A 24229-nucleotide genomic window follows, 5' to 3' on the forward strand; every position below is an offset into this window, starting at 1 on the left:
TGCGCCTGACGCGACGTCAGGATCTACCGTCCCGCACATGACGCCAGACGCGGATGCGAGCCGGACGCTGTCGGTGGGGGAGCTGGCCCGGGCGACCGGGCTGACGGTACGGGCCCTGCACCATTACGACCGGCTCGGTCTGCTGTCGCCCGCCCGGGACGGGGCCGGGCGGCGGTGTTACGGGCCGGCCGAGGTCCGCCGCCTGCATCGCATCCTCGCGCTGCGGGGGTTCGGGCTGTCCCTGGCCGAGATCCAGGAGGTCCTGGACGGCGCGGGGACCGACCTGCGGACGTTGCTGCGCCGGCAGCTGGAGCAGACCGAGGAGCGGATCGCGGCGGCGCAGCGGCTGCGCGGTGCGCTGCTGGCGGTCATCGGCGCGTCGGCCGGCGGCGAGGGGACCGGCGCGTCGGCCGGCGGCGAGGGGGCCGGCCCGTCGGTCGACGAACTCGCCGGCCTCGTGCCGGCCCGGCCGGCCCCCGGCTCCGCAGGGCCCCCCGGCTCCGGAGGGCCCGCCGGCTCCGCCGGTCGCGAGCATGACGCGGTCGGATGCATCAGATGCCCCGGAATGCGGCACCATCTGGTGCATGAGCACCGTGGGAATCGTCCTGATCTCGCACAGCCGTTCCCTCGCCGAGGGAGCCGCCGAACTCGCCGCGCAGATGGGTGTCGGGGAGGTCGCCGTACGGCCCGCCGGAGGTGACGGCGAGGGCGGTCTGGGGACGAGCATCGACCTGGTCGAGCAGGCCGTGCGGGAGGCCGACGGCGGGGCCGGAGTCGTACTGATCGCAGATCTCGGTTCCTCGGTCCTGACCGCCCGGACGTACCTGGAGGAGCTCGAGGACGCCCGCGCCGGCCGCCCCGGCGATCCCGAGACGAACGTCGTCCTGGCCGACGCGCCGTTCGTCGAGGGTGCCGTCGCGGCCGCCTCCGCCTCGGCCGGAGGCGCCGACGTGGCCGCCGTCGTACGGGCCGCGAACGAGGCGTACGGCTTCCGGAAGACCTGAGGAACGACCGGCGCGGGCCGCAGGGGGACCCAGGGAACGAGCGGCGAGGGCCTGCGGAAGGCCGGAGGGCGCGAGCGGGCCGGGCCGGGACGAGCGGTACGGGCCGCCGGAAGACCGGAGAGCGGCGCGCGATGTCGTGAACCTCCAATACTCTTCATTGAGTGTCGACGCTCGTAAGCCACCCTCTCCTCGACGGCCTCAATGACGCCCAGCGCGCGGCGGTCGCCCACCAGGGCGCTCCGCTGCTGATCGTCGCGGGTGCGGGCTCGGGCAAGACCCGCGTCCTCACCCACCGGATCGCCTACCTGCTCGCGGAGCGGGGCGCGCAGCCCGGCGAGATCCTCGCGATCACGTTCACGAACAAGGCTGCCGGCGAGATGAAGGAGCGCGTCGACGCGCTCGTGGGGCCGCGCTCGCGGGCGATGTGGGTGATGACGTTCCACTCCGCGTGCGTGCGCATCCTGCGCCGGGAGGCGAAGCGGCTCGGCTTCCCGTCGAGCTTCTCGATCTACGACCAGGCCGACTCGCAGCGGCTGATGGCGCTCGTCTGCCGGGAGCTCGACCTGGACGCCAAGCGTTACCCGCCGCGCAGCTTCTCCGCGCAGGTCTCCAACCTCAAGAACGAGCTGATCGACTACGAGACCTTCCGCGACCAGGCGTCGACGCACATGGAGAAGACCCTCGCGGAGGCCTACACGACCTACCAGGCGCGGCTGCGGCAGGCCGGCGCGATGGACTTCGACGACCTGATCATGACGACGGTCAACCTGCTGCAGGCGTTCCCCGACGTGGCCGAGCACTACCGGCGCCGGTTCCGGCACATCCTCGTCGACGAGTACCAGGACACCAACCACGCGCAGTACGTCCTGATCCGCGAGCTGGTCGGGCAGGCCGGCGACGACGCCGTCCCGCCCGCCGAACTGTGCGTGGTCGGTGACGCCGACCAGTCGATCTACGCCTTCCGCGGCGCGACGATCCGCAACATCCTGGAGTTCGAGCGCGACTACCCCGACGCGGCCGTCATCCTCCTGGAGCAGAACTACCGCTCCACCCAGACGATCCTGTCGGCGGCCAACGCGGTGATCGAGCGCAACGCCGACCGCAAGCCCAAGCGCCTGTGGTCCGACCAGGGCGAGGGGCCGAAGGTCAGCGGGTACGTCGCCGACAACGAGCACGACGAGGCGGCGTTCGTCGCCCAGGAGATCGACCGGCTCAGCGACGAGGAGGACGTCGCGCCCGGTGACGTGGCGGTCTTCTACCGCACCAACGCCCAGTCGCGGGTGTTCGAAGAGGTCTTCATCCGGGTGGGCCTGCCGTACAAGGTCGTCGGCGGCGTCCGGTTCTACGAGCGCAAGGAGATCCGCGACCTGCTGGCCTACCTCCGGGTGCTCGCCAACCCGGAGGACACCGTCAGCCTGCGCCGCATCCTCAACGTGCCCAAGCGGGGGATCGGCGACCGCGCCGAGGCGTGCGTGGAGGCCCTCGCCGGGCGCGAGCGCATCTCGTTCTGGCAGGCGCTGCGCCGCGCCGAGGAGGCGCCGGGCATCGCCACCCGCTCGCTGAAACAGATCAAGGACTTCGTCGCGCTGCTCGACGAGCTGGGGGAGATGGTCGAGACCGCGACGCCGGCCGAGCTGATCGAGGCGATCCTGACCCGGAGCGGTTACCTCGCGGAGCTGGAGGCGTCCCGCGACCCGCAGGACGAGACCCGCATCGAGAACCTCCGCGAGCTGGAGTCCGTGGCGGCCGAGTTCGAGGAGCGCCTCGCCGCCGGTGTGACCCCGCCCGCGGCCGGTGCGGTCGGCACGGTCGGCACGGGCGACGCGACCGGCACGGCCGATGCGGCCGGTACGACCGACGCGACCGGCCCCGACGACGCGGCCGGTGCGGCCGACGCGGAGGAGGCGCCGGCGCCCGCCGGCGCGGAGGGCCGGCTCGTGGAGTTCCTGGAGCAGGTGGCCCTGGTCGCCGACGCCGACCAGATCCCCGGCGGGGAGGCGGGCGTCGTTCCGCCGAGCGACCGGGGCCACGAAGGCGTCGTCACGCTGATGACCCTGCACACGGCGAAGGGCCTGGAGTTCCCGGTCGTGTTCCTCACCGGCATGGAGGACGGGGTCTTCCCGCACCTGCGCTCGCTCGGCGACGTCAAGCAGCTGGAGGAGGAGCGGCGGCTCGCCTATGTCGGCATCACCCGCGCCCGGCAGCGGCTCTACGTCTCCCGCGCGACGATGCGCAGCTCGTGGGGCGCCCCGTCGTACAACCCGCCGTCGCGGTTCCTCGGGGAGATCCCCGGCACGCTCGTCGAGTGGAAGGGCGGCGGCCAGGGCGCGCAGGCCACCCCGGCGATGGCGTCGCTGTCCCAGCGGCCGGGCGTGCGCTCGCCGGGCAACCGCGCGGTCCCCGCGCTGTCCCCCGGGGACCGGGTCGTCCACGACTCGTTCGGTCTCGGCACGGTCGTCTCGGTCGACGGGGCCGGGGAGAAGGCCGCCGCCACCGTCGACTTCGGCGGCGACTACGGCGTCAAGCGCTTCGTCCTCCGCTACGCCCCGATCGAGAAGCTGTAGCCTCCCGCGCGTACGTGGCGGAGCCGAAAATGGTTGCACGGCCGATATGGCCGGATGCGGGCGTCGACACGAGACGCGCGGACCGTCATGATGCACCTGGGAGCACCTGCGGCCCGTTGGGAGGAAAATGGGGCGGTTCGCGCGGCGTCTCCTCGTCGCGGTCGTGTCCGCGCTGAGCACGACCGTAATCACGTCATCGGCCTTCGCGTCGTCCGCCGCGGCCTCCCCGGGCCGTCCGGTGTCGCCGCCGGCCGGCGCCTACCACATCCCCGCCTATCGCCCGGCACCGGCGGCGCAGCGGCTGGTGGTCTGCGAGCGTGGCGGTCACTACACCGGCCTGGCGCAGCAACTCGCGGCCGAGTGCGCCTACCACGACGTCCAGGCGGCCGTCGATGCCGTCCGGCAGCGCGGCACCACCATCTACGTCCTCCCCGGCACCTACCGTGAGCGGCCGAGCCTCGCCGCCCCGTCCGGGCCCTGCCACGCGCTCGCCGGCAAGGCCACCCTGACGTACGAGCAGGAGCGCGCCTGCCCCCACCTGCGCAACCTGATCAGCGTCTCCGGCCTGGGCGACCTGCAGCTCGAGGGCGTCGGCGACGGGGTCGTCATCGAGGGTGACAAGCCGATCGGCGTCCGCGCCGACCGCGCCGACGGCTTCTACCTGCGCAACGTCACGGTCCGGGGTTTCAAGGAGGACGGCGTGGCCGTCGTCGAGACCGACGGGTTCGTCCTCGACCGCGTCACCGCGCGCGACGACGGCCGGGACGGGCTCGCGGCGTACGGCACCGACCACGGCGTGATCGCCGACTGCGAGGCGGCCGGCAACGGTGACGCGGGCATCGCCACGGCCTCCGCCTCCGACCGGCGCGGCGACCGGCTGTCCGTGGAGATCCGCGGCTGCCGCTCCCACGGGAACCTGGTCGGCTACTCCGGGACGGCCGGGGACTCGGTGTACGTCCACGACAACGAGTTCTCCGGGAACGCCACCGGCGCGGTGCTCGACAGCAGTGTGCAGGCGGTCGGCATGCCGCAGAACCACGCGATGTTCGTGGCGAACCGCGTGTTCGGTAACAACGCCGACCCCTACCGCGACTGCGGGACGCACTGCCCGGCGCGCGCCGTCCCCGTCGGCACCGGCATGCTCCTCGCGGGCGGTGACGAGAACACCTACGCGAGTAATTTCGTCTACGACAACTGGCGCTACGGCATCGCCCAGCACTGGATCCCGGCGAGCCGGCGCGGTGAGACCGACCCCGCCAAGCAGCGCGACACCTCACACGGCAACCGCTACGTCGGCAACCTGATGGGCGTCACGCCGTACGGCGCGGCGGCGCCGAACGGCGTCGACTTCTGGTGGGACGAGCAGGGCGACGGCAACTGCTGGCAGAACAACGCCTCCTCGTGGGGCCGGCCGCGCAGCGACCCGGCGGCGCTGCCCGACTGCGACCACCCGTCCTCCGGCGGCCCGTACGCCCGGCAGGGCAACCCCGCCAAGACCGCGGTCGTCACCGCCTGCGCCGCGTACGCCCCGGGCCGCCCGCGGCCCGCCGGCTGCACCTGGCTCACCGCCCCATCGAAGCCCGCGGCCTGACCGGCCTGGTCCGAGACGGCCCGGCCCGGGACGGTCCGGGTGGTCCGGGACGGTCCGGACCGCTCGGCGGCGTCCGCGCGTGCTACGACTAGGGTGCGAAGCAGCCCACGCATTCCCGGTAGGAGGCAGTAATGGCGGGTCCGATCCGCGTCGTCATCGCCAAGCCCGGTCTCGACGGTCATGATCGCGGCGCGAAGGTCGTCGCCCGCGCGCTGCGCGACGCCGGCATGGAGGTCATCTACACGGGGCTGCACCAGACCCCCGAGCAGATCGTCGATGCGGCGCTGCAGGAGGACGCCGCCGGCATCGGGCTGTCCATCCTGTCCGGCGCGCACATGACGCTCTGCGCCAAGGTCGTGGAGCTGCTGAAGGACCGCGACGCCCTCGACATCACGGTCTTCGTCGGCGGCATCATCCCGGACGCCGACATCCCCGAGCTCGAGAAGCTCGGCGTCGCGCGGATCTTCACGCCCGGGGCGACCACCCAGGAGATCGTCGAGTGGGTCCGCGCCAACGTCGGCGGCGAGGACTGAGTCCCGGCTCCGGGGGAGGCGGGGGAGCCGCGCTCAGCCCGGTGGTACGGGCAGCGGCGCGCGTTCGGCGCTGAGGGCCAGCACCACCAGGGCCGACGTCCAGCCGAGCGGGGCGACCCCGGCCTGACGGCCGTGGTCGTCGACCTTCTCCGGGAACGACCCGAGCGTCGAGCGGTGCGCGATGAGCCAGTCCAGCCAGTCGTGCTCCCCGAACCGGTCGCCGATCGCCGCCGCCTCCAGCGCGAACAGGCCCGTCTCCGGCGTCCACGCGGCGCCGGCGCCGTACCTCTCGCCGGGCACCGCGCCGCCGCCCGGCAGCCGCAGCCGGTCCCGGATCCGGGCGACGGCGGACAGCACGCCGGGCGTGGGCTCCGCGAACGGCGGCGCGAGGAAGGTGACCGAGGCGTCCACGGCACCGCCCGGGATCGGGGAGCGCGGATAGCCGTGAGGTCCGAAGCGCCGCTCGATGGCCGCCGCCAGCCGGTCGGCGGCGTGCTTCCAGCGCTGCGCCGCCCCGGTGTCCCCCCGGTCCGCGGCCAGCGCCGCGGCGGACCGCAGGCCGGCCAGCATGGGCGCGCAGACGCCGAGCGTCGGAACGCGCGGTGCCTGCTCCCGCGCCGGGCTGCGCTCCCAGTAGTCCGGTGACGGCGGTGGCAGGCCGTCGCCGCGCAGGGCGTTCGCGGACCGGTCGGCGGCCCTGCGGATCATCGGCCACAGCGTGTCGAGGTCGGCCGCCCGCGGGTCCTTCGCGCGCAGGAACCAGGCCGCCCACAGCACCCAGCCGAGGCTGTCGAGCTGCACCTCGCGGCCGTCGGCGACGGCGGTGCCGTCGGGGCGGTACCGCGCGGCCCACAGCCCCGTCGGCTCCTGGGCGCGGGCGAGGAAGTACAGCACCCGCTGCGCGTCGCCGCCGTGCCCGGTCGCGGCGAACGCCGCCACGGTGAACGCGGCGTCGCGCGGCCACACGTAGTCCCACGCGCCGTACCAGGACGCGGTCGAGGCGCCGTTCGGCAGGGTCAGCATGCGCAGGTCGAGCAGGGCGCGGCCGGCGGCCTCGCGCTGTTCGGCCGTGGCGCCGGGGATCGTGCCCGCGGCCAGCCACGCCTGGTCGGAGCGGATCGCGTCGGTCACCCGCGGGTCGTCGCGGCTCACGGTCACCGGCTCGGTCCCGCCGAACGGGATGAGCTGCGCCCGGCCGTCGGGGAGCAGCAGGACCGCGCTTCCCGGGGCGTACGACGCGCCGGCCGCCTGCTCCGGGGTGACGGGCACCCGCGCGAACGGCCAGCCGCCGTTGCCGAGCAGCCCGGGACTGCGCCACGGGGTGTCGCCGGACCGCGGCAGGGCGGCGGCACAGGTCGCGCTGAGCGACGCCACGAGGAGGAGCAGGGCGACGCGGCGAATGCTTCGTGCCGTCTTCCGTGTCACCGGCGCACCTCCCGTCCCGTTCCGTGCCCGACCTCGGGTCCCGCCGTCGATGACGTTCCAGTACATCAAATCGCGCAGGCCACTTTGACGACATCGGCTGCTTACCCGGCCGCCGTTCCCGCGACGCGCTCCGGTGCGGACCCACCGGCCCGCGCCGTGTGATGGAAGGACTAGGCTGCCTGGTCGGAGCGGACCGCTGGACGCGGTCGTTAGCTGTCGATCCCGTTAAGGACGGACCCCCGTGGACCTGTTCGAACATCAGGCGAAGGAGCTCTTCGCGGAGTACGGCGTCCCGGTCCCCACCGGCAAGATCGCCACCACGCCGGAGGAGGCCCGCGCGATCGCCGAGGAGTTCGCCGCGGCCGGCACCTCGCGCGTCGTCGTCAAGGCGCAGGTGAAGACCGGCGGCCGTGGCAAGGCCGGTGGCGTGAAGGTGGCCGACTCACCCGCGGACGCCGAGGAGAAGGCACGGCAGATCCTCGGCATGGACATCAAGGGCCACACGGTCCACAAGGTCCTCGTCGAAGAGGCCAGCGCCATCGCCCAGGAGTACTACTTCTCGTTCCTGCTCGACCGCGCCAACCGGACGTTCCTGTCCATCTGCTCGGTCGAGGGCGGCATGGAGATCGAGGAGGTCGCCGCGACCAAGCCGGACGCGGTGGCCAAGGTGCCGATCTCGGCCCTGACCGGCGTCGACCGGGCCAAGGCCCGCGAGATCGCGGCCGCCGGCCGGCTGCCGGCCGAGGCCCTGGACGGCGCGGCCGAGCTCATCGAGCGCCTGTGGGCCGTCTTCGTCGACGAGGACGCCCTTCTCGTCGAGGTCAACCCGCTGATCCTCACGGAGGACGGCCGGGTCGTCGCCCTCGACGGCAAGGTCACCCTCGACGACAACGCGACCTTCCGCCAGGCCGAGCACGAGGCCCTGGAGGACAAGGCCGCGGCCGACCCGCTCGAGGCCAAGGCCAAGGAGAAGGACCTCAACTACGTCAAGCTCGACGGCTCCGTCGGCATCATCGGCAACGGCGCGGGCCTGGTCATGTCGACGCTCGACGTCGTCGCGTACGCCGGTGAGGAGTTCGGCGGCCAGAAGCCGGCCAACTTCCTCGACATCGGCGGCGGCGCCTCGGCCGAGGTCATGGCCAACGGCATGGAGATCGTGCTGGGCGACCCCGACGTCAAGAGCGTCTTCATCAACGTGTTCGGCGGCATCACCTCCGGTGACGCCGTCGCCAACGGCATCGTCCAGGCCGTGAAGCTGCTGGGCGACCGCGGCGAGACCGTCGACCGGCCGATCGTGGTCCGGCTCGACGGTAACAACGCGGAGGAGGGCCGGCGCATCCTCAACGAGGCCGCGATCCCGGTCATTCAGCAGGTAGAGACGATGGACGAAGCGGCCCGCCGTGCCGCCGAGCTGGCCGCGCAGGGGGCATGAGATGGCGATCTGGCTGACCGAGAACAGCAAGGTCATCGTCCAGGGGATGACCGGCGGTGAGGGTTCCAAGCACACCGCCCGTATGCTGCGCGCCGGCACGAACGTCGTCGGCGGCGTCAACGCCCGCAAGGCCGGGCAGACCGTCACGCACGAGGGCCGGGACCTCCCGGTGTTCGGCACCGTCGCCGAGGCGATGGAGCAGACCGGCGCCGACGTGTCGGTGGTATTCGTGCCGCCGAAGTTCACCAAGGACGCCGTCGTCGAGGCCATCGACGCGGAGATCCCGCTGTGCGTCGTGATCACCGAGGGCATCCCGGTGCACGACAGCACCTGGTTCTGGAAGCACGCGGTCGAGAAGGGCGGCAAGACCCGCATCATCGGCCCGAACTGCCCCGGCATCGCCTCGCCGGGCAAGTCCAACGCCGGGATCATCCCGGCCGACATCACCAGCCCCGGCCGCATCGGCCTGGTCAGCAAGTCCGGCACGCTGACCTACCAGATGATGTACGAGCTGCGTGACATCGGCTTCTCCACCTGCGTCGGCATCGGCGGCGACCCGGTCATCGGCACCACGCACATCGACGCCCTCGAGGCGTTCCAGGCCGACCCCGAGACCGACGCGATCGTGATGATCGGTGAGATCGGCGGCGACGCCGAGGAGCGCGCCGCCGCGTACATCGAGCAGCACGTCACCAAGCCGGTCGTCGGCTACGTCGCGGGCTTCACCGCCCCCGAGGGCAAGACGATGGGCCACGCCGGCGCGATCGTCTCCGGCTCCTCCGGCACGGCGCAGGCCAAGAAGGAGGCCCTGGAGAAGGTCGGCGTCCGGGTCGGCAAGACCCCGAGCGAGACCGCCCGCCTCATGCGCGAGATCATGTCCGCCTGATTCCGCGGGGCAGCCGTCGAAGACGCCCGGCCGGGTTCGCCCGGCCGGGCGTCTTCGCGTTCGGGGGCGGGGAACGTTTCGCGCGTCCGGCGGCGTTCGAGCCGCCGGGTGAAGAGTCACCGAACCTCATCACGCAGCGAATAGAGGCTTTGACTGCCTTGTGACAACCGCGACGTCAGAGGGTACTCTGCGATCACTCCCGCCGACCGGGCCCGGTCGCACAGTGCCCGTCGACCCGTCTTCCGCGGGGAGCCGGCGGGATCCTTTATTGCCTCCTAGCACCTTCCGGAGGATCAGTGGCCACCTGGACGAAAAGCAGCTACTCCTCGAACGGGGGCGACTGCGTAGAAGTCGCTGTCGTCCTCGACCGAGGAGTCGAAACCACCCCATAGATCGCGATCCGCCGAAGCCCCGCCGGCCCTCTGGCGGGGCTTCTCGCATCCGCGCCCCGGGCCGGGCGGCGCCCGGTGATGCGGCGACACGCCGGGCGGATGCGCGGAATGGCCCGTTCGGCGCTGCCAGCATGGGGAGGCCCGCAGCGAGTGAGGAGTGGTGAGCGACCGATGACCACGACGGACCACGACGACGCGGAGCTAGAGAAGACCGGCCTGCCGCCCGTGGCCGAGACGGTGACGCGCCCGCTCGCCGTCTCCGGCATCGTGGCGGCGGTCTGGGCGGCGGGCATCGGGCTGACCGTCCTGACGACCATCACGCTGCTCGGCTGGATCGCCGCGCCGCGCGGCGCGCTCGGCACCGGCCTGCCCGGCGTCTTCCGCACGGCGGTCGGGTTCTGGCTGATGGCGCACCACGCCGGGTTCACGGTGCCCCGCGGCCGGGTCGGGCTGCTGCCGCTCGGGCTGATGGTCCTGCCGGGCGCGCTGCTGTTCCGCGCCGGCGGCTGGATCGCGCGGACCGGCCGGGTGCGGGGCCGGTACCGCATCGGGGTCACGCACGCCGCGTTCGCGCTGGCGATCCCGTACGCGGTGCTGTCCGGTCTGCTCGCGCTCGTGGCGAGCTCGTCGGCCATCCGGCCGTCGGCGTGGCAGGCGCTGCTGCTGTGCTTCCTGCTGGCCATGATCGCCGGCGGTCTCGGGGCGGCGCGGACCCTGGTCTCGACGACCAACCGCGCGCCCTGGGTCGCGATGCTGGGGCTGCTGCCCCGGCGGGCCCGTTCCGTGGCCGCCGGGGTCACCGGCGCGACGGCGGTCCTGCTCGGCTTCGGAGTCCTGATCTTCCTGACGTCGCTGCTGTTCCACCTGTCCGAGGCCAAGAACCTCTACGACGTGCTCAAACCGGGCGTGGTCGGCGGCGTCCTGCTGGTGCTGATCGGGCTGGTGTACCTGCCGAACGCCGCGCTCTGGGCCGTCGCGTACGCCGTGGGGCCGGGGTTCGCGGTCGGCGCGGGCACGAGCGTGTCACCGTCCGGGGTGTTCGTCGGCATGATCCCCGCCTTCCCGCCGTTCGCCGCGCTGCCGGAACCTGGCCCGGCGCCGGCCGTGTCGCTGTTCGCGCTGGCGGTGCCGTTCGTCGCCGGAGCCGTCGGCGGTGTCTTCACGATTCGGTACCAGCCGACCGAGGCGACCGAGGCGGCACCGCTGTGGGGGTTCGTGTCCGGCGTGGCGACCGGGGGTGTGATCGCCTTCCTCGCCGCGCTGTCCGGAGGCCCGCTCGGCGGCGGGCGCATGGCGGTGATGGGACCCTCCGCGTGGCAGACGGGGCTGCTGGCCGCGCTGGAGGTGGGGGTGTCGGCGGCGATCGCCGCCTGGATCGCGAACTGGCGGCTGGCGCGGCGTACGCCCCCATCCGGCCAGGCGCCCCTGGACGACGATCAGGACACCGAGGAACTCGAGTTCGAGGAACCGGACCCGGTGCTGGCCACCGTCGACGAGCCGCTGCCCGAGGGCGTCATCCCGCTCAGGAAACGCCCCGCGAGCGACCACTGAGCGGCCCGGGTCCCGCGAGCGACCACTGAGCGGCGCCCAGCCCGGTCAGGGCCAGGAGGGATCCTGCCGCAGGGAGCCCTTCGGCAGGTGGAAGCGGTGCTCGATCCGCGGCAGGTACTCATCCTGGCAGGTCTTCTTGTCGTCGATCGTGAGGGCCGACTCACGGCACGTGACGTAGCCGTTGAGGTCGTCCCACGCGATCGCGTACAGCGTGATCTGGGAGAGGGCCAGAACGAGGCTGATCACGGCCAGGACGATCCCGGCGACCGCGCCGGGCGCCGGGGCGAGGACCCGCCGCGCCCGCTTGCGGGAGCGCACACCCGTCACGAGCGCCGCGATGGACAGCACGAGGCCGGCCGGGAGGAACAGGACCGTCAGGACGAGTCCGGCGATACCGAGAAGCCGTGCCCGGGGGCCGCCGCGCTCGGGCGCGGTCGGCGGCAGGGGCGGACGGGGCGGGTCGGGGAGCTGCGTCTGCGGCCCGGCCTGATCGGGGCCTGGCGCGTCACTCAACTGGTCCTCCTGGTGTCGGCTGAGCCGAGCCGAGCGGCGGCCGATAGGCTGATACGGCCCGCCCACCAGTCATTCCTGGGGAGAAATGGTGTCCGCCCGGCTCGTCGTCCTCGTCTCCGGTGCGGGGACCAACCTACAAGCGCTGCTCGACGCGTGTGTCGATCCAGCTTATGGCGCGCGGGTCAGTGCCGTGGGCGCCGACCGCGACGACATCGAGGGGCTGCGCCGCGCCGAGCGCGCCGGAGTGCCGACCTTCGTCGTCCGCGTGACGGACCATCCCAACCGGGACGCGTGGGACGCGGCGCTGACCGACGCGGTCGCCGCGTACACCCCGGACCTGGTCGTGTCGGCCGGCTTCATGAAGATTCTCGGCAAACGGTTCCTCGACCGCTTCGGCGGCCGGGTGATCAACACCCATCCGGCGCTGCTCCCCGCCTTCCCGGGCACCCATGGGCCGCGCGAGGCGCTGGAGTACGGCGTCAAGGTGACCGGCTGCACGGCGCACTTCGTGGACGCCGGCGTCGACACCGGGCCGATCATCGCCCAGGAGACCGTGCCGGTCCTGGACGACGATGACGAAGACTCGCTGCACGAGCGGATCAAGGCGGTCGAACGCCCGCTGCTCGTGGGCACCGTGGGCCGTCTGGTCCGCGAGGGATGGACCATCGAGAACAGGAGAGTGAGGATCGGGTGACCCGTATCGCGATCAAGCGGGCGCTGATCAGCGTCTACGACAAGACCGGACTCGAAGGGCTCGCCAGGGGCCTGCACGAGGCCGGTGTAGAGATCGTCTCCACCGGGTCGACGGCCGCGCGCATCGCCGAGGCGGGCGTCCCGGTCATGAAGGTCGAGAAGCTCACCGGCTTCCCCGAGTGCCTCGACGGCCGGGTCAAGACCCTGCACCCGAAGGTGCACGCGGGGCTTCTGGCCGACCGCCGGAACCCGGACCACGTCCAGCAGCTGGAGGACCTGCACGTCGAGCCGTTCGACCTGCTGATCTCCAACCTGTACCCCTTCCGGGAGACCGTCGCCTCCGGCGCCGCCCCTGACGAGATCGTCGAGCAGATCGACATCGGCGGCCCGGCGATGGTGCGCGCCGCCGCCAAGAACCACCAGACCGTGGCCGTCGTCGTCGACCCGGCGGCGTACGACCAGGTCCTCGACGCCGTGCGCCGCGGCGGTTTCGAGCTGGCGGAGCGCAAGCGGCTCGCGGCCCAGGCCTACGCTCACACCGCGTCGTACGACGTCGCGGTGGCGTCGTGGTTCGCGAGCGCGTACGCGCCGGACGGCGACACCCGCTGGCCGGACGTCATCGGCGCGGTCCGCACCCGCCAGAGTGTCCTGCGCTACGGGGAGAACCCCCACCAGGAGGCGGCGCTCTACACGGACGGCGAGGGCGGCCTGGCCGGGGCGGAGCAGCTGCACGGCAAGGAGATGTCCTACAACAACTACGTCGACGCCGACGCGGCCCGCCGCGCCGCGTACGACTTCACCGAGCCGTGTGTCGCGATCATCAAGCACGCCAACCCGTGCGGCATCGCGATCGGCGCCGACATCGCCGAGGCGCACCGCAAGGCGCACGCCTGCGACCCGGTGTCGGCGTACGGCGGCGTGATCGCCACCAATAGGCCGGTATCGGCCGAAATGGCGCGCCAGCTCGCCGACATCTTCACCGAGGTGATCGTCGCTCCCGGCTTCGAGGACGAGGCCCTGGAGCTCCTCACGGGCAAGAAGAAGAACCTCCGGCTGCTCGTCTGCCCGGAGGGCCCGGCCGCCCAGGTGGACACCCGGCAGATCGACGGCGGCCTGCTCCTCCAGACGCGGGACCGGATCGACGCCTCCGGCGACGACCCGGCGAACTGGCAGCTCAAGACCGGTGAGCCGGTCGACGAGGCCACCCTCCGCGACCTGGCGTTCGCCTGGCGCGCCTGCCGCTCGGTCAAGTCGAACGCCATCCTGCTCGCCGCCGACGGCGCCACCGTCGGGGTCGGCATGGGCCAGGTCAACCGGGTCGACTCCGCCCGCCTCGCGGTGTCCCGGGCGGGGGACCGCACCACCGGATCGGTGGGTGCCTCGGACGCCTTCTTCCCCTTCCCCGACGGCCTTCAGGTGCTCGCGGACTCCGGAGTGCGGGCTATTGTCGAACCCGGCGGTTCGATTCATGACGACGAGGTGATCGAAGCGGCCGCCAAGGCCGGCGTGACCCTCTACTTCACCGGGGTCCGCCACTTCTTCCACTGACCCCATCGGGTCGCCGGGGCCCTCCGCCCCGGCGACCACACCCCCAGGGAGACCCCGTGGCGAACGGAATCCTCGAGTTCGGCGTGGCAGCGGTCATCCGCAGCGCGGCGCTCACCGACCAGGTCCGCCCCCTGATCGGCCTCATCGCAGCCGTGCTGGCCGCCGTTCTCGCGGGGTCCGCGAGCTGGCACCTGACGGACCGCCTCGTCGCGTGGCGTCAGCGGGCCGACCAGGACGAGCTGTAATCCTCCTCGGGTCGATCGAGCCTCTTCCTTCCCCGCCTGAGAGAATCAAACGGTGACCGCACGAATTCTCGACGGCAAGGCGACCGCGGCGGCGATCCGCGCGGAACTGAAGCAGCGCGTCGACGCGCTGCGCGAGCAGGGCATCGTTCCCGGGCTGGGCACCGTGCTCGTGGGCGACGACCCGGGAAGCCAGGCGTACGTCGCGGGCAAGCACCGCGACTGCGCCGAGGTGGGGATCGCCAGCATCCGGCGCGACCTGCCGGCCACCGCCACCCAGGCGGAGGTCGAGGCCGCCGTGGACGAGCTCAACGCCGACCCCGCCTGCACCGGCTACATCGTCCAGCTGCCGCTGCCCAAGGGCCTGGACGAGCAGCGGGTCCTCGAACGCATCGATCCGACGAAGGACGCCGACGGCCTGCACCCGGTCAACCTCGGGCGCCTGGTGCTGATGCAGCCCGGCGCGCTGCCGTGCACGCCGCGCGGCATCGTCGAACTGCTGCGCCGCCATGACGTGCCGATCCGGGGCGCCGATGTCACCGTCATCGGCCGCGGCATCACCGTGGGCCGGGCGCTCGGCCTGCTGCTCACGCGCCGCTCCGAGAACGCCACCGTCACCACCTGCCACACCGGCACCAAGGACCTCGCGGCGCACACCCGCGGGGCCGACATCGTCGTCGTCGCCGCCGGCGTCCCCGGCCTGCTCACCGCGGACATGGTCAAGCCCGGCGCGGCCGTGCTCGACGTCGGCATCACGCGCACCGACGAGGGCCTCGTCGGCGACGTCCACCCTGGCGTCCGCGACGTCGCCGGCTGGATCGCGCCCATGCCCGGCGGCGTGGGCCCCATGACCCGCGCCATGCTCCTCGCGAACGTCGTCGAGGCCGCGGAGAAGGCCTCGGCCTGAGCCACTGAGCCACTGAGCCACGGACCGGCCGTCCGGCGCCCGCTCCGAAAGGGCCGGCGCCGGCCGGCGGTCTCCCCGCGGAGCGCAGGCCGGCGGCCTTCCGCACGGGAACGCCCCGGCCTCGGTCCGACCGGCCGGGCGTCGTGTCGCCGGGTGCGCCGGGCGCGCCCGGCGCGGGAGGTCAGCTCGCGCGGCGTCCCGGGGCGGTCGGCTGGCCGGGTGTCATCGGCTGGCGCGGCTGCGGCGGCGTGCCCGGCCGGGCGCCGTCGGGGCGGCGCGCCTGCTCCGGCGCGCGGCCGCCCTGGGGCGGCACGTGCACGGGCGGCAGCGGGCGGACCAGCCCGAGCGCGATCACCTCGTTGGCCAGCCGGGTGCGCCGGTTGGCGCCCTCCGGGATGCGGAACTTCTGGTACAGCCGGAGCAGGTGCTGCTTGACCGCCGCCTCGGTCACCACCAGGTCGGTGGCGATCTCCCGGGCCGTCGCGGGGGCGACGAACGCCTCGTCGGACAGGGCGGGACGGCACAGCGACGTCAGCACGTCGATCTCGCGGCGGGTGAGCTCCGGGGCGACGGCGCGGCGCAGTTCGACGTCCGGGTCGACGTCCTCGCGCGGGATGCCGCCCATCCGGCAGCGCGCGGCGCCGAAGCTGACCACGTCACCGTCCTCGAGCACGCGCCGGGCGATCGGGCGGCCGTTCACCCGCGTGCCGTTGCGTGACAGGCCGAGATCCACGACATAGACGTACGGGCCGCGGCGGACCAGTTCGGCGTGCAACCGGGACACGCTGGGATCGTCGAGTCGTATGTCCACGCCCCGGCCTCGTCCGATCGTCGTGACCTCGGAGCGCAGTGGTAGTACCGTGCCGGTTTCTTCGATCCGTATGTACGGGCCCTCCACAGCGGTCCCTCCAGTAGTTAGCGACCCCTGTCTGCCTGGTTACCCGGACCGGCGATGGTCACACCCGCCTACCGGCGGGTAAGGCCGAGTACACCGGAGATTACGGGACATTCGACCCGCCGGGAAGGGCCCCTGTTCGCGCCGGAGGCGGGCGCACCACCCGCGGGCGCTGCCAAGATAGGGGGTATGTCGGAGCAGTACGGGTCACCGGACACCCAGGACACGTCTCTGGGGGACGTTCCCGCCGCGGCGCAACCCGTGCCCGGCCCGAAGACGCCGCCGTCCCCGCGGCGCACGGAGCGCGCGCCGGCCCGCCCGGCGGTGCCACGATGGCTCGGCCAGTTGCCGTACACCTTCGTCCTCTGCGGCGTCGCCGCCGGCCTGGCCGTGGTCGCGACCAACCACTTCCGGCGGGGCGGCATGCTCATCGCCGCCGCCGTGTTCATCGGCGCGCTCGCCCGCCTGGTGCTGCCGGAGAGCCAGACCGGCATGCTCGCCGTACGCCGCCGGTGGATGGACGTCGGTCTCATGACGGTCGCGGCGGTCGGTGTCACGCTCGTCGCGTTCGTGGCGAAGGGGCAGTGACCCGCAAGCCCCACCTCTGCGCTCGCCTCCCGGATGCGCAGTGGGATGATGCAAGCTGCAGGTAACGAGCCCGTAGCCTTACTGGAAAGTGCGCCCCCAGGTCACTCATGCCGATCGGAACGTCCACCCCACCGCGGTCACCACACCTCACCAGGTGTCTCCCCGGACCGGAGTGGATCGCGTGCCGGCCGCGCACCTGGGGCTCCGCGGAACCCGTCTGGTCGACAAGGAACGTGAGGGATCGACTGAGACCTGCCGAGGGCGGCCGACCCCGCCCATCTGTCTCGAGATGAGAGTTGCTGACGAATGTTGTTGAGCGTGAAGCGGAGCACCCGGTGACTGATTCGACCATCATCTACACGCACACGGACGAGGCGCCCGCCCTGGCGACGTATTCGTTCCTGCCTGTGATCCAGGCATACGCCTCGACCGCCGGCGTCACCGTGGAGACCCGTGACATCTCCCTGGCCGGGCGCATCATCGCCGCCTTCCCGGAGTACCTCACGGAGGACCAGCGCATCCCGGACGCGCTCGCTGAGCTCGGCGAGCTGGTCGACACCCCCGGTGCGAACGTCATCAAGCTGCCGAACATCTCGGCCTCGATCCCGCAGCTGAAGGCCGCGATCGCCGAGCTGCGGGAGCAGGGCTACGCGCTGCCGGACTACCCCGACGACCCGAAGACCGACGAGCAGCGCGAGGTCCGGGCGCGGTACGACCGGATCAAGGGCAGCGCGGTGAACCCGGTGCTGCGGCAGGGCAACTCCGACCGCCGGGCACCCGCGTCGGTCAAGAACTACGCCAAGACCCATCCGCACCGCATGGGCGCCTGGACGCCGGAGTCGAAGACCAACGTCGTGCACATGACGGCCGACGACTTCTGCTCCACCGAGAAGTCCGTGGTGATCGCCGAGGCGGGCTCGCTGCGGATCGAACTCGCGGGCGACGACGGCTCCACCACCGTCCTGCGCGAGTCGGTACCCGTCCTGGCGGGCGAGGTCGTCGACGCGTCCGTCATGCGCGTCGCCGCGCTGCGGGAGTTCCTCACCGCGCAGGTCGCGCGGGCCAAGGCCGAGGGTGTGCTGTTCTCCGTGCACCTGAAGGCCACGATGATGAAGGTCTCCGACCCGATCATCTTCGGCCACGTGGTGCGCGCCTTCTTCCCGAACACGTTCGCCAAGTATGGTGAGACCCTCGCGAAGGCCGGTCTGACGCCGAACGACGGCCTCGGCGGGATCCTCCGGGGCCTGGAGTCACTCCCCGAGGGCGCGGAGATCAAGGCGTCCTTCGAGGCCGAGATCGCCGCCGGCCCGGAGCTCGCGATGGTCGACTCCGACCGCGGCATCACCAACCTGCACGTCCCCAGCGACGTCATCGTCGACGCCTCGATGCCGGCGATGATCCGCACTTCCGGTCACATGTGGGGCCCGGACGGCCAGGAGCACGACACGCTCGCCGTCATCCCGGACAGCAGCTACGCCGGCGTGTACCAGGTCGTCATCGACGACTGCCGGGCGAACGGCGCCTTCGACCCCGCCACGATGGGCTCCGTCCCGAACGTCGGCCTGATGGCGCAGCAGGCCGAGGAGTACGGCAGCCACGACAAGACCTTCGAGATCCCGACCACCGGTACGGTCCGGGTCCTCGACGAGGCCGGCGAGGTCGTCCTCGAGCAGACGGTGGGCGCCGGCGACATCTTCCGCATGTGCCAGACCAAGGACGCCGCGATCCGGGACTGGGTCAAGCTCGCCGTCAGCCGCGCCCGCGCGACCGGTGACCCGGCCGTGTTCTGGCTCGACCGGGACCGCGCCCACGACGCCTCCCTGATCGCCAAGGTCGAGCAGTACCTGCCCGAGCACGACACCACGGGCCTGCAGATCGAGATCAAGTCCCCGGTCGAGGCGACGGCCTTCTCCCTGGAGCGGATCCGCCGCGGCGAGAACACCATCTCCGTCACCGGCAACGTGCTGCGGGACTACCTGACCGACCTGTTCCCGATCCTGGAGCTGGGCACCAGCGCCAAGATGCTGTCGGTCGTGCCGCTGATCAACGGCGGCGGCCTGTTCGAGACGGGCGCCGGCGGCTCGGCGCCCAAGCACGTCCAGCAGCTGGTCAAGGAGAACTACCTGCGCTGGGACAGCCTGGGAGAGTTCCTCGCCCTCGCGGTGAGCTTCGAGCAGCTCGCGCAGACGACGGGCAACGCCCGCGCCCAGGTCCTCGCCGACACCCTCGACCGCGCCACGGAGACCTTCCTCAACGAGGACAAGTCCCCGACCCGCCGCCTGGGCGGCATTGACAACCGCGGCAGCCACTTCTACCTGGCGCTGTACTGGGCGCGGGAGCTGGCCGGGCAGACCGACGACGCCGACCTGGCCAAGGCATTCGGCCCGCTCGCCGAGACGCTGACCGCACAGGAGAGCAAGATCGTCGAGGAGCTGCTCGCGGTCCAGGGCTCCCCGGCCGACATCGGCGGCTACTACAACCCCGACCCGGCCAAGGCCACCGCCGTCATGCGCCCGTCGGAGACGTTCAACCAGGCCCTCGCGACGGTCACCGCGCCGTCCGCGTGACGCTCACACCGGCATCGCGTGACCTGACAAAGGCCTGATCTCCCACTCCGCGAGAGCCGCCCGCCGTGCCCGGTGGGCGGCCCTCGCCGTTTCTGACCATGGTGCGCCGGGCGGACAGTGATCTCTTCATTACGCTCGGTGTGGGGTGGCTCTGTCTCGACTGCTGTGGCGAGCCCAGAAAAGGGTCTGCCCCGGGCGCGCACCTTGCGGTGGAAGCGGATCCGGGGCGTACGTCACTGAGTGTAGGTCATCGGAACGATGCCTCGGAGGCGGGCTCGAGGACATGGTCGCGAAGCACAGTCGGGTGCCGGGGCTACTGGCGCGGGGACCGCGATAGGCGGTGCGGGGGCCGGATCGGGCGCGCGGTAGCCTGACGGCTGGAATATCTCGACGACGAGAGACCCGATCGGAGCTTCGCTCGCCGCTCGATAAGGGCCTCGTATCAGCAGGAGACCACGATGACTCGCACTCCCGTGAACGTGACCGTCACCGGCGCGGCCGGCCAGATCGGCTACGCGCTGCTCTTCCGCATCGCCTCGGGGCAGCTGCTCGGCCCGGACGTACCCGTGCACCTGCGCCTGCTGGAGATCCCGCAGGCCGTCAAGGCCGCCGAGGGCACCGCGATGGAGCTCGACGACGCCGCCTTCCCGCTGCTCGCGGGCATCGACGTCACGGACGACCTGAAGAAGGCCTTCGACGGGACGAACGTCGCGCTGCTGGTCGGCGCCCGACCGCGCACGAAGGGCATGGAGCGCGGTGACCTCCTCGAGGCCAACGGCGGCATCTTCAAGCCGCAGGGCGAGGCGATCAACGCCGGCGCCGCCGACGACGTGCGGGTGCTCGTGGTCGGGAACCCGGCGAACACCAACGCGCTGATCGCCAAGTCGCACGCCCCCGACGTCCCGGCCGACCGCTTCACCGCGATGACCCGCCTCGACCACAACCGCGCGATCGCGCAGCTGTCCAAGAAGGTCGAGACGCCGGTCGCGGACATCAAGAAGATCGCCATCTGGGGCAACCACTCCGCGACGCAGTACCCCGACATCTTCCACGCCGAGGTCGCCGGCCGGAACGCCGCCGAGGTCGTGAACGACGAGGGCTGGCTGCGCGACACCTTCATCCCGACGGTCGCCAAGCGCGGCGCCGCCATCATCGAGGCCCGCGGCGCGTCCTCGGCGGCCTCGGCGGCCAGCGCGGCCATCGACCACGTCCACACCTGGGTGAACGGCACCGCCGAGGGTGATTGGACCTCCATGGCGGTCGTCTCCGACGGGTCGTACGGCGTTCCGGAGGGCCTGATCTCGTCGTTCCCGGTGGTGTGCAAGGACGGCAAGTGGGAGATCGTTCAGGGCCTGGAGATCAACGACTTCTCGCGCGAGCGCATCGACGCCTCGGTGCGCGAGCTGGAGGAGGAGCGCGACGCCGTCCGCAACCTCGGCCTGATCTGATCTCACGTCACCACTTCCCTGTGTGATCGAGTTGACGCGGAGGGTGACCTCTGTGACTCTTACTCCCGGAGTCACCGCTTCAAGCGCCATCACCGTGTCGGCCAGCGATGGTCGTGTCCCCGCGTCGAGGCCGTCTGGGTGGGCGTGCAGACGGACGTGAGGAGCTTGAAGAAGACTCACCGCAGCCAGCGGTCGCCCTTCTTCGGTTCAACTCAACCCCCACCGAGGAGGCGGTAACACCATGGGCATCATGGAGACCACGCAGGACCGGGTCAGCGTGCTGGAGAGCCGCATGAACGATCACGACGCCGGTCACGTCCGGATCGAGCAGCGGCTCGACCGGCTGACCGCCGACATGGCAGAGGTCAAGAGCGACGTCGCCGTCCTCAAGACCGATGTCGCCGTCCTCAAGACGGATGTCGCCGTCCTCAAGACGGATGTCGCCGTCCTCAAGACGGATGTCGCCGAGCTCAAGACGGACATGGCTCAGGTCAAGGCCAACACCGCGGACCTCGGCGAGATCCGGGCGCGGGTCGCGGTCATCCCTGAGCTGATGGCCGGGCAGGTCGAGCTGCGGGAGATGGTCGCGAAGCTGCTCGCGCGTGCCGAGGCCGACCACCGCTCCTGACGCGGTTCCCGAGCGAGGGTGAAGGCCGCCGGGTCCCTGAGGGGACCCGGCGGCCTTTCGCGTCCGTGCCTCAGCGCGCCCTGCCGTGCGTTCGGGGAGCCCCGGTCACGGTTCGGCGGGCGGGCCGGTTCAGGCCGTGCGGCGGGCGCGCCAGGTCAGGTAGGCGGCGGTGAGCAGCGGGCCCGCGATGGCGACGATGAGGAGCGGGACGCCCAGCCAGCCGGACAGGGCGGCGCCCGTGCACTGGCCGCCGTGCCGGTGCCCGCTCGCGTCGTCCACGTAGACGCACTCCCGGGTGGGGGCGAACGCGACGAGGCTCGCCGCCACGGCCAGCCCGCCGGGCCAGACCAGCAGGCCGGCCAGCTTGTCGCGCATCGACCAGCGGGAGGAGGCGAGGAGCAGCACCGCTCCGATCAGCCAGCCGACCACCGGGAGCAGCACCCCTCCGACGAGGAGCAGGAACACCGTTATCGCCTCATACCGCCGCATGCCACCAAGGATGGCGGTACGGGCGGTCGCGGGGGGTCAGGACACGCGGTGTGCGCCGGCCGAGGGAACGGCGTCGGTGAAGCGCGGCGCCTCCCAGCCGCGGTCGGCGTACGCCACGGTGACCGCCGCGCGCACCCCCTCCGCGCGGTCCGCCGGGACGAGCGCGATCACCGAGCCGCCGAAGCCCCCGCCGACCATCCGCGCCCCGCGCGCGCCCGCGCGTACGGCCTCCTCGACCGCCACGTCGGCCTCCGGCCAGGAGACCTCGAACTGGTCGCGCAGGGACAGGTGTGAGGCGGTCAGCAGCGCGCCGACCTCGGCGACGGCACCGGCCCGCAGCAGGCCCACGGCCGCCTGGACCCGGTGGTCGTCGGTGACGACGTGCTGGGTACGGCGGCGCAGGACGGGGTCGTCGAGGGCGCGCAGCGCCGCGGCCAGGTCCTCGACGTCGCGCAGCGCGGGGACGCCGAGCAGCCGCGCGGCCTCCTCGCACGCGGCGCGGCGGGCGGCGTACCCGCCGTCGACCAGCTCGTGCTGCGCGCGCGTGTCGATGACCAGGAGGGACAGGCCGGTGAGGTCGAGCGGGACCTGCGCGGACAGCCCGCTGCGGCAGTCGAGCAGCAGCGCGTGACCCTCGGTGCACAGCAGCGAGGCGGACTGGTCCATGATGCCGCACGGCATTCCGACGAAGTCGTTCTCGGCGCGCTGGGCGATGCGGGCCAGCTCGGGCCGTGGCACCTCGATCCCGTACAGGTCGCACAGGGCCAGCGCGACGGCGCACTCGAGTGCCGCCGACGATGACAGGCCGGCTCCCTGCGGCAGGTCGGAGTCGATGAGGATGGACGCCCCGCCGACGTCGTACCCGGCCTTGCGGAGCGCCCAGGCCACGCCGGCGGCGTACGCGGCCCAGCCGGTGACCCGGCCCGGCTCCGGGTCGGTGACGCGCAGGGCGTCCGGCGACTGCAGGGAACGGAGTTCGAGGACGCCGTCGTCGCGGCGGGCCGCCGTGACCGTCACGCCCTGGGCCAGGGCGAACGGCAGGACGAAGCCGTCGTTGTAGTCGGTGTGCTCGCCGATGAGGTTGACGCGGCCCGGGGCGCGCCAAGAACCTTCCGGATCACGCCCGTAACAGTCGCGGAAATCCATGTTCACCGTGCCTATCGTGTGGGCAGCGATCCTATCGGCAGCCCGTCGGGGAAAAGGCCCGCGGTCGCCCGTTCGAGGGCGATGTGGACGGCTCCGGTGGCGACCGCCTCGTCGCCGAGCGTGGACACCCTGACCTCGGGCGGCGGCGGGCACAGCGCGGCGAGCCGATCGCGCAGCCCCTCGGCGATCAGATCGCCCGCGCGCGACAGGCCGCCGCCCACGACGACGGCGGCGGGATCGACGGCGAGGAGCAGGGCGGCGGTGCCGGTGGCGAGGTCGTCGGTGAAGCCGGCGACGGCGGCGGAGGCCCGTGCGTCGCCGGACCGGGCGGCCGCGAAGACGGCGGCGAGGTCGCCGCTGCCGGGGCAGGCGGCCAGCAGGCGGTCGGGCGCGCCCTCCCAGCGCAGGACGGGCAGGAGGCCGAGCTCTCCGGCGCCGCCCCGGTGCCCGCGGTGAAGCCGGCCGCCGATGATGACGCCCGCCGCGACACGGTTGCCGGCGAGGACGCAGACGGCGTCGCGTACGTCCCGGGCCGCCCCGCGCCAGTGCTCGGCGATGGTGGCGAGGTTGGCGTCGTTCTCCACGATCACCGGCAGGCCGGTCCCGTCGACCGGGGGAACGGCGCCGGCCGGGTCGGCGGGGGCGGTCGTCAGCGCGCCCGCGAGGTCCAGGCCGCTCCAGCCGGGCAGCACGGTGCACAGGGTGACGACGCCGTCCTGGACGACGCCGGGGGTGCCGACGCCGATCGCGCGCAGGCGGCCCGGGGGGATCCCGCTCTCGTCGAGGCAGCCGGCCAGGGTCTCCCGGGCGGCCGTGAGGCGCTCGGCGCGGCCGGATCCGGGCTCGACCGTGGTGCGGCGGACCCGCCGGACCTCGCCCTCCAGGTCGGCGAGGACCACCAGGACCTTGTGGACGCCGATGTCGATCCCGGCGACGAAACCGCCGTCGGCGGCGAAGCGGAAGCGCCGGGCGGGCCGCCCCGTGCTGCCGGGCTCCGGCGGCAGTTCGCGGACGATCCGGTCGCGCACGAAGGCCTCGACGACGTCCTCGACCGTCGGCCGGGACAGTCCGGTCTCGGCGCTGATCTCGGTGAGCGTACGGGGCCCCTGGGTGTAGAGGGCCGTGAGCACGTCCGCGGAGTTCAGCCGCCGCAACCGGGACGGGTCGCCGCCTCGTCTCACCTTGAC

The 24229-nt window shown here is 72.6% G+C and carries 23 protein-coding genes; 17 read left to right on the forward strand and 6 right to left on the reverse strand.

Going from position 1 to position 24229, the window contains the following annotated elements; all coding sequences use genetic code 11:
* Positions 1–37 precede the first annotated feature (37 nt).
* The 5 genes from NE235_RS20730 to NE235_RS20750 all read left to right on the forward strand — a co-directional run bounded on the left by NE235_RS20730 (position 38) and on the right by NE235_RS20750 (position 5692).
* Positions 38–700 (forward strand): MerR family transcriptional regulator, encoded by a 663-nt coding sequence (locus tag NE235_RS20730; RefSeq protein ID WP_252805437.1) that lies wholly within the window; start codon positions 38–40, stop codon positions 698–700.
* Positions 585–1004, forward strand: coding sequence for a dihydroxyacetone kinase phosphoryl donor subunit DhaM (gene dhaM, locus NE235_RS20735; RefSeq protein WP_252805439.1), 420 nt, complete (start codon positions 585–587; stop codon positions 1002–1004). Before NE235_RS20730 ends, dhaM begins: the two co-directional genes overlap by 116 nt.
* A gap of 161 nt (positions 1005–1165) precedes the next feature.
* Positions 1166–3568, forward strand: coding sequence for a UvrD-helicase domain-containing protein (locus NE235_RS20740; RefSeq protein ID WP_252805441.1), 2403 nt, complete (start codon positions 1166–1168; stop codon positions 3566–3568).
* 127 nt (positions 3569–3695) lie between these two features.
* Positions 3696–5159, forward strand: coding sequence for a right-handed parallel beta-helix repeat-containing protein (locus NE235_RS20745; RefSeq protein WP_252805444.1), 1464 nt, complete (start codon positions 3696–3698; stop codon positions 5157–5159).
* A gap of 131 nt (positions 5160–5290) precedes the next feature.
* Positions 5291–5692, forward strand: a complete 402-nt coding sequence (locus NE235_RS20750; RefSeq protein ID WP_252805446.1) for a cobalamin B12-binding domain-containing protein — start codon at positions 5291–5293, stop codon at positions 5690–5692.
* Positions 5693–5725: 33 nt separating this feature from the next.
* Here the strand turns inward: NE235_RS20750 and NE235_RS20755 are convergent, their stop codons facing one another.
* Entirely contained in the window at positions 5726–7117 is a 1392-nt protein-coding gene (locus NE235_RS20755) for a glycoside hydrolase family 15 protein (protein WP_252805448.1), read from the reverse strand.
* 241 nt (positions 7118–7358) lie between these two features.
* Between NE235_RS20755 and sucC the strand changes: the two genes are divergently transcribed.
* The 4 genes from sucC to NE235_RS20770 all read left to right on the forward strand — a co-directional run bounded on the left by sucC (position 7359) and on the right by NE235_RS20770 (position 11378).
* Positions 7359–8549, forward strand: coding sequence for an ADP-forming succinate--CoA ligase subunit beta (sucC, locus tag NE235_RS20760; RefSeq protein ID WP_252805450.1), 1191 nt, complete (start codon positions 7359–7361; stop codon positions 8547–8549).
* A gap of 1 nt (position 8550) precedes the next feature.
* Entirely contained in the window at positions 8551–9435 is an 885-nt protein-coding gene (sucD, locus tag NE235_RS20765; RefSeq protein WP_252785807.1) for a succinate--CoA ligase subunit alpha, read from the forward strand.
* Between the two features lie 296 nt (positions 9436–9731).
* Positions 9732–9827, forward strand: a complete 96-nt coding sequence (locus tag NE235_RS38715) for a DUF397 domain-containing protein (protein WP_406567608.1) — start codon at positions 9732–9734, stop codon at positions 9825–9827.
* Positions 9828–9998: 171 nt separating this feature from the next.
* Positions 9999–11378: a cell division protein PerM gene (locus NE235_RS20770; RefSeq protein WP_252805452.1), complete on the forward strand. Its 1380-nt coding sequence runs from the start codon at positions 9999–10001 to the stop codon at positions 11376–11378.
* A 45-nt stretch (positions 11379–11423) separates the two neighbouring features.
* Here the strand turns inward: NE235_RS20770 and NE235_RS20775 are convergent, their stop codons facing one another.
* Positions 11424–11891, reverse strand: coding sequence for a DUF4190 domain-containing protein (locus tag NE235_RS20775; protein WP_252805454.1), 468 nt, complete (start codon positions 11889–11891; stop codon positions 11424–11426).
* 85 nt (positions 11892–11976) lie between these two features.
* Between NE235_RS20775 and purN the strand changes: the two genes are divergently transcribed.
* From purN to NE235_RS20795, 4 genes are read left to right on the forward strand one after another with little or no spacing between them, the layout of a single operon-like run.
* A complete protein-coding gene (gene purN, locus NE235_RS20780) occupies positions 11977–12585 on the forward strand; it encodes a phosphoribosylglycinamide formyltransferase (protein WP_252805456.1) in 609 nt (202 codons plus the stop codon).
* A complete protein-coding gene (purH, locus tag NE235_RS20785; protein ID WP_252805458.1) occupies positions 12582–14132 on the forward strand; it encodes a bifunctional phosphoribosylaminoimidazolecarboxamide formyltransferase/IMP cyclohydrolase in 1551 nt (516 codons plus the stop codon). Before purN ends, purH begins: the two co-directional genes overlap by 4 nt.
* A 56-nt stretch (positions 14133–14188) precedes the next feature.
* Positions 14189–14377, forward strand: a complete 189-nt coding sequence (locus NE235_RS20790; RefSeq protein WP_252805460.1) for a hypothetical protein — start codon at positions 14189–14191, stop codon at positions 14375–14377.
* 52 nt (positions 14378–14429) lie between these two features.
* Positions 14430–15281, forward strand: coding sequence for a bifunctional methylenetetrahydrofolate dehydrogenase/methenyltetrahydrofolate cyclohydrolase (locus tag NE235_RS20795; RefSeq protein WP_252805462.1), 852 nt, complete (start codon positions 14430–14432; stop codon positions 15279–15281).
* A gap of 181 nt (positions 15282–15462) precedes the next feature.
* On the opposite strand, the gene NE235_RS20800 is transcribed toward NE235_RS20795, so the two are convergent.
* Positions 15463–16179, reverse strand: a complete 717-nt coding sequence (locus NE235_RS20800; RefSeq protein ID WP_252805464.1) for an FHA domain-containing protein — start codon at positions 16177–16179, stop codon at positions 15463–15465.
* 186 nt (positions 16180–16365) lie between these two features.
* Between NE235_RS20800 and NE235_RS20805 the strand changes: the two genes are divergently transcribed.
* From NE235_RS20805 to NE235_RS20820, 4 genes are all read left to right on the forward strand, one after another.
* Positions 16366–16764, forward strand: a complete 399-nt coding sequence (locus NE235_RS20805; protein ID WP_252805466.1) for a DUF3017 domain-containing protein — start codon at positions 16366–16368, stop codon at positions 16762–16764.
* 335 nt (positions 16765–17099) lie between these two features.
* Positions 17100–19331, forward strand: a complete 2232-nt coding sequence (locus tag NE235_RS20810) for an NADP-dependent isocitrate dehydrogenase (protein ID WP_252805468.1) — start codon at positions 17100–17102, stop codon at positions 19329–19331.
* Positions 19332–19789: 458 nt separating this feature from the next.
* Entirely contained in the window at positions 19790–20779 is a 990-nt protein-coding gene (locus tag NE235_RS20815) for a malate dehydrogenase (protein ID WP_252805470.1), read from the forward strand.
* A 250-nt stretch (positions 20780–21029) separates the two neighbouring features.
* A complete protein-coding gene (locus NE235_RS20820) occupies positions 21030–21407 on the forward strand; it encodes a hypothetical protein (RefSeq protein ID WP_252805472.1) in 378 nt (125 codons plus the stop codon).
* A 129-nt stretch (positions 21408–21536) separates the two neighbouring features.
* On the opposite strand, the gene NE235_RS20825 is transcribed toward NE235_RS20820, so the two are convergent.
* Genes NE235_RS20825 through NE235_RS20835 form a run of 3 tightly spaced genes read right to left on the reverse strand, consistent with a single transcriptional unit; the run spans position 21537 to position 24223 of the window.
* Positions 21537–21896, reverse strand: coding sequence for a hypothetical protein (locus NE235_RS20825; RefSeq protein ID WP_252805474.1), 360 nt, complete (start codon positions 21894–21896; stop codon positions 21537–21539).
* Between the two features lie 36 nt (positions 21897–21932).
* A complete protein-coding gene (galK, locus tag NE235_RS20830; RefSeq protein WP_252805689.1) occupies positions 21933–23042 on the reverse strand; it encodes a galactokinase in 1110 nt (369 codons plus the stop codon).
* Positions 23043–23053: 11 nt separating this feature from the next.
* On the reverse strand, positions 23054–24223 hold the full coding sequence (locus NE235_RS20835) for an ROK family transcriptional regulator (RefSeq protein WP_252805476.1): 1170 nt from the start codon (positions 24221–24223) through the stop codon (positions 23054–23056).
* Positions 24224–24229 lie beyond the last annotated feature (6 nt).

The sequence above is a fragment of the Actinoallomurus spadix genome (genome assembly GCF_024055725.1).
GTDB classification, from domain to species: Bacteria; Actinomycetota; Actinomycetes; order Streptosporangiales; family Streptosporangiaceae; genus Actinoallomurus; species Actinoallomurus spadix.

Bases quoted from the DNA above. Each gene is read 5' to 3' on its own strand.
- NE235_RS20730 (WP_252805437.1), top strand. From the start codon at position 38: ATGACGCCAGACGCGGATGCGAGCCGGACGCTGTCGGTGGGGGAGCTG.
- dhaM (WP_252805439.1), top strand. From the start codon at position 585: ATGAGCACCGTGGGAATCGTCCTGATCTCGCACAGCCGTTCCCTCGCC.
- NE235_RS20745 (WP_252805444.1), top strand. From the start codon at position 3,696: ATGGGGCGGTTCGCGCGGCGTCTCCTCGTCGCGGTCGTGTCCGCGCTG.
- NE235_RS20750 (WP_252805446.1), top strand. From the start codon at position 5,291: ATGGCGGGTCCGATCCGCGTCGTCATCGCCAAGCCCGGTCTCGACGGT.
- sucD (WP_252785807.1), top strand. From the start codon at position 8,551: ATGGCGATCTGGCTGACCGAGAACAGCAAGGTCATCGTCCAGGGGATG.
- NE235_RS20770 (WP_252805452.1), top strand. From the start codon at position 9,999: ATGACCACGACGGACCACGACGACGCGGAGCTAGAGAAGACCGGCCTG.
- purN (WP_252805456.1), top strand. From the start codon at position 11,977: ATGGTGTCCGCCCGGCTCGTCGTCCTCGTCTCCGGTGCGGGGACCAAC.
- NE235_RS20805 (WP_252805466.1), top strand. From the start codon at position 16,366: ATGTCGGAGCAGTACGGGTCACCGGACACCCAGGACACGTCTCTGGGG.
- NE235_RS20815 (WP_252805470.1), top strand. From the start codon at position 19,790: ATGACTCGCACTCCCGTGAACGTGACCGTCACCGGCGCGGCCGGCCAG.
- NE235_RS20820 (WP_252805472.1), top strand. From the start codon at position 21,030: ATGGAGACCACGCAGGACCGGGTCAGCGTGCTGGAGAGCCGCATGAAC.
- NE235_RS20825 (WP_252805474.1), bottom strand. From the start codon at position 21,896: ATGCGGCGGTATGAGGCGATAACGGTGTTCCTGCTCCTCGTCGGAGGG.
- galK (WP_252805689.1), bottom strand. From the start codon at position 23,042: ATGGATTTCCGCGACTGTTACGGGCGTGATCCGGAAGGTTCTTGGCGC.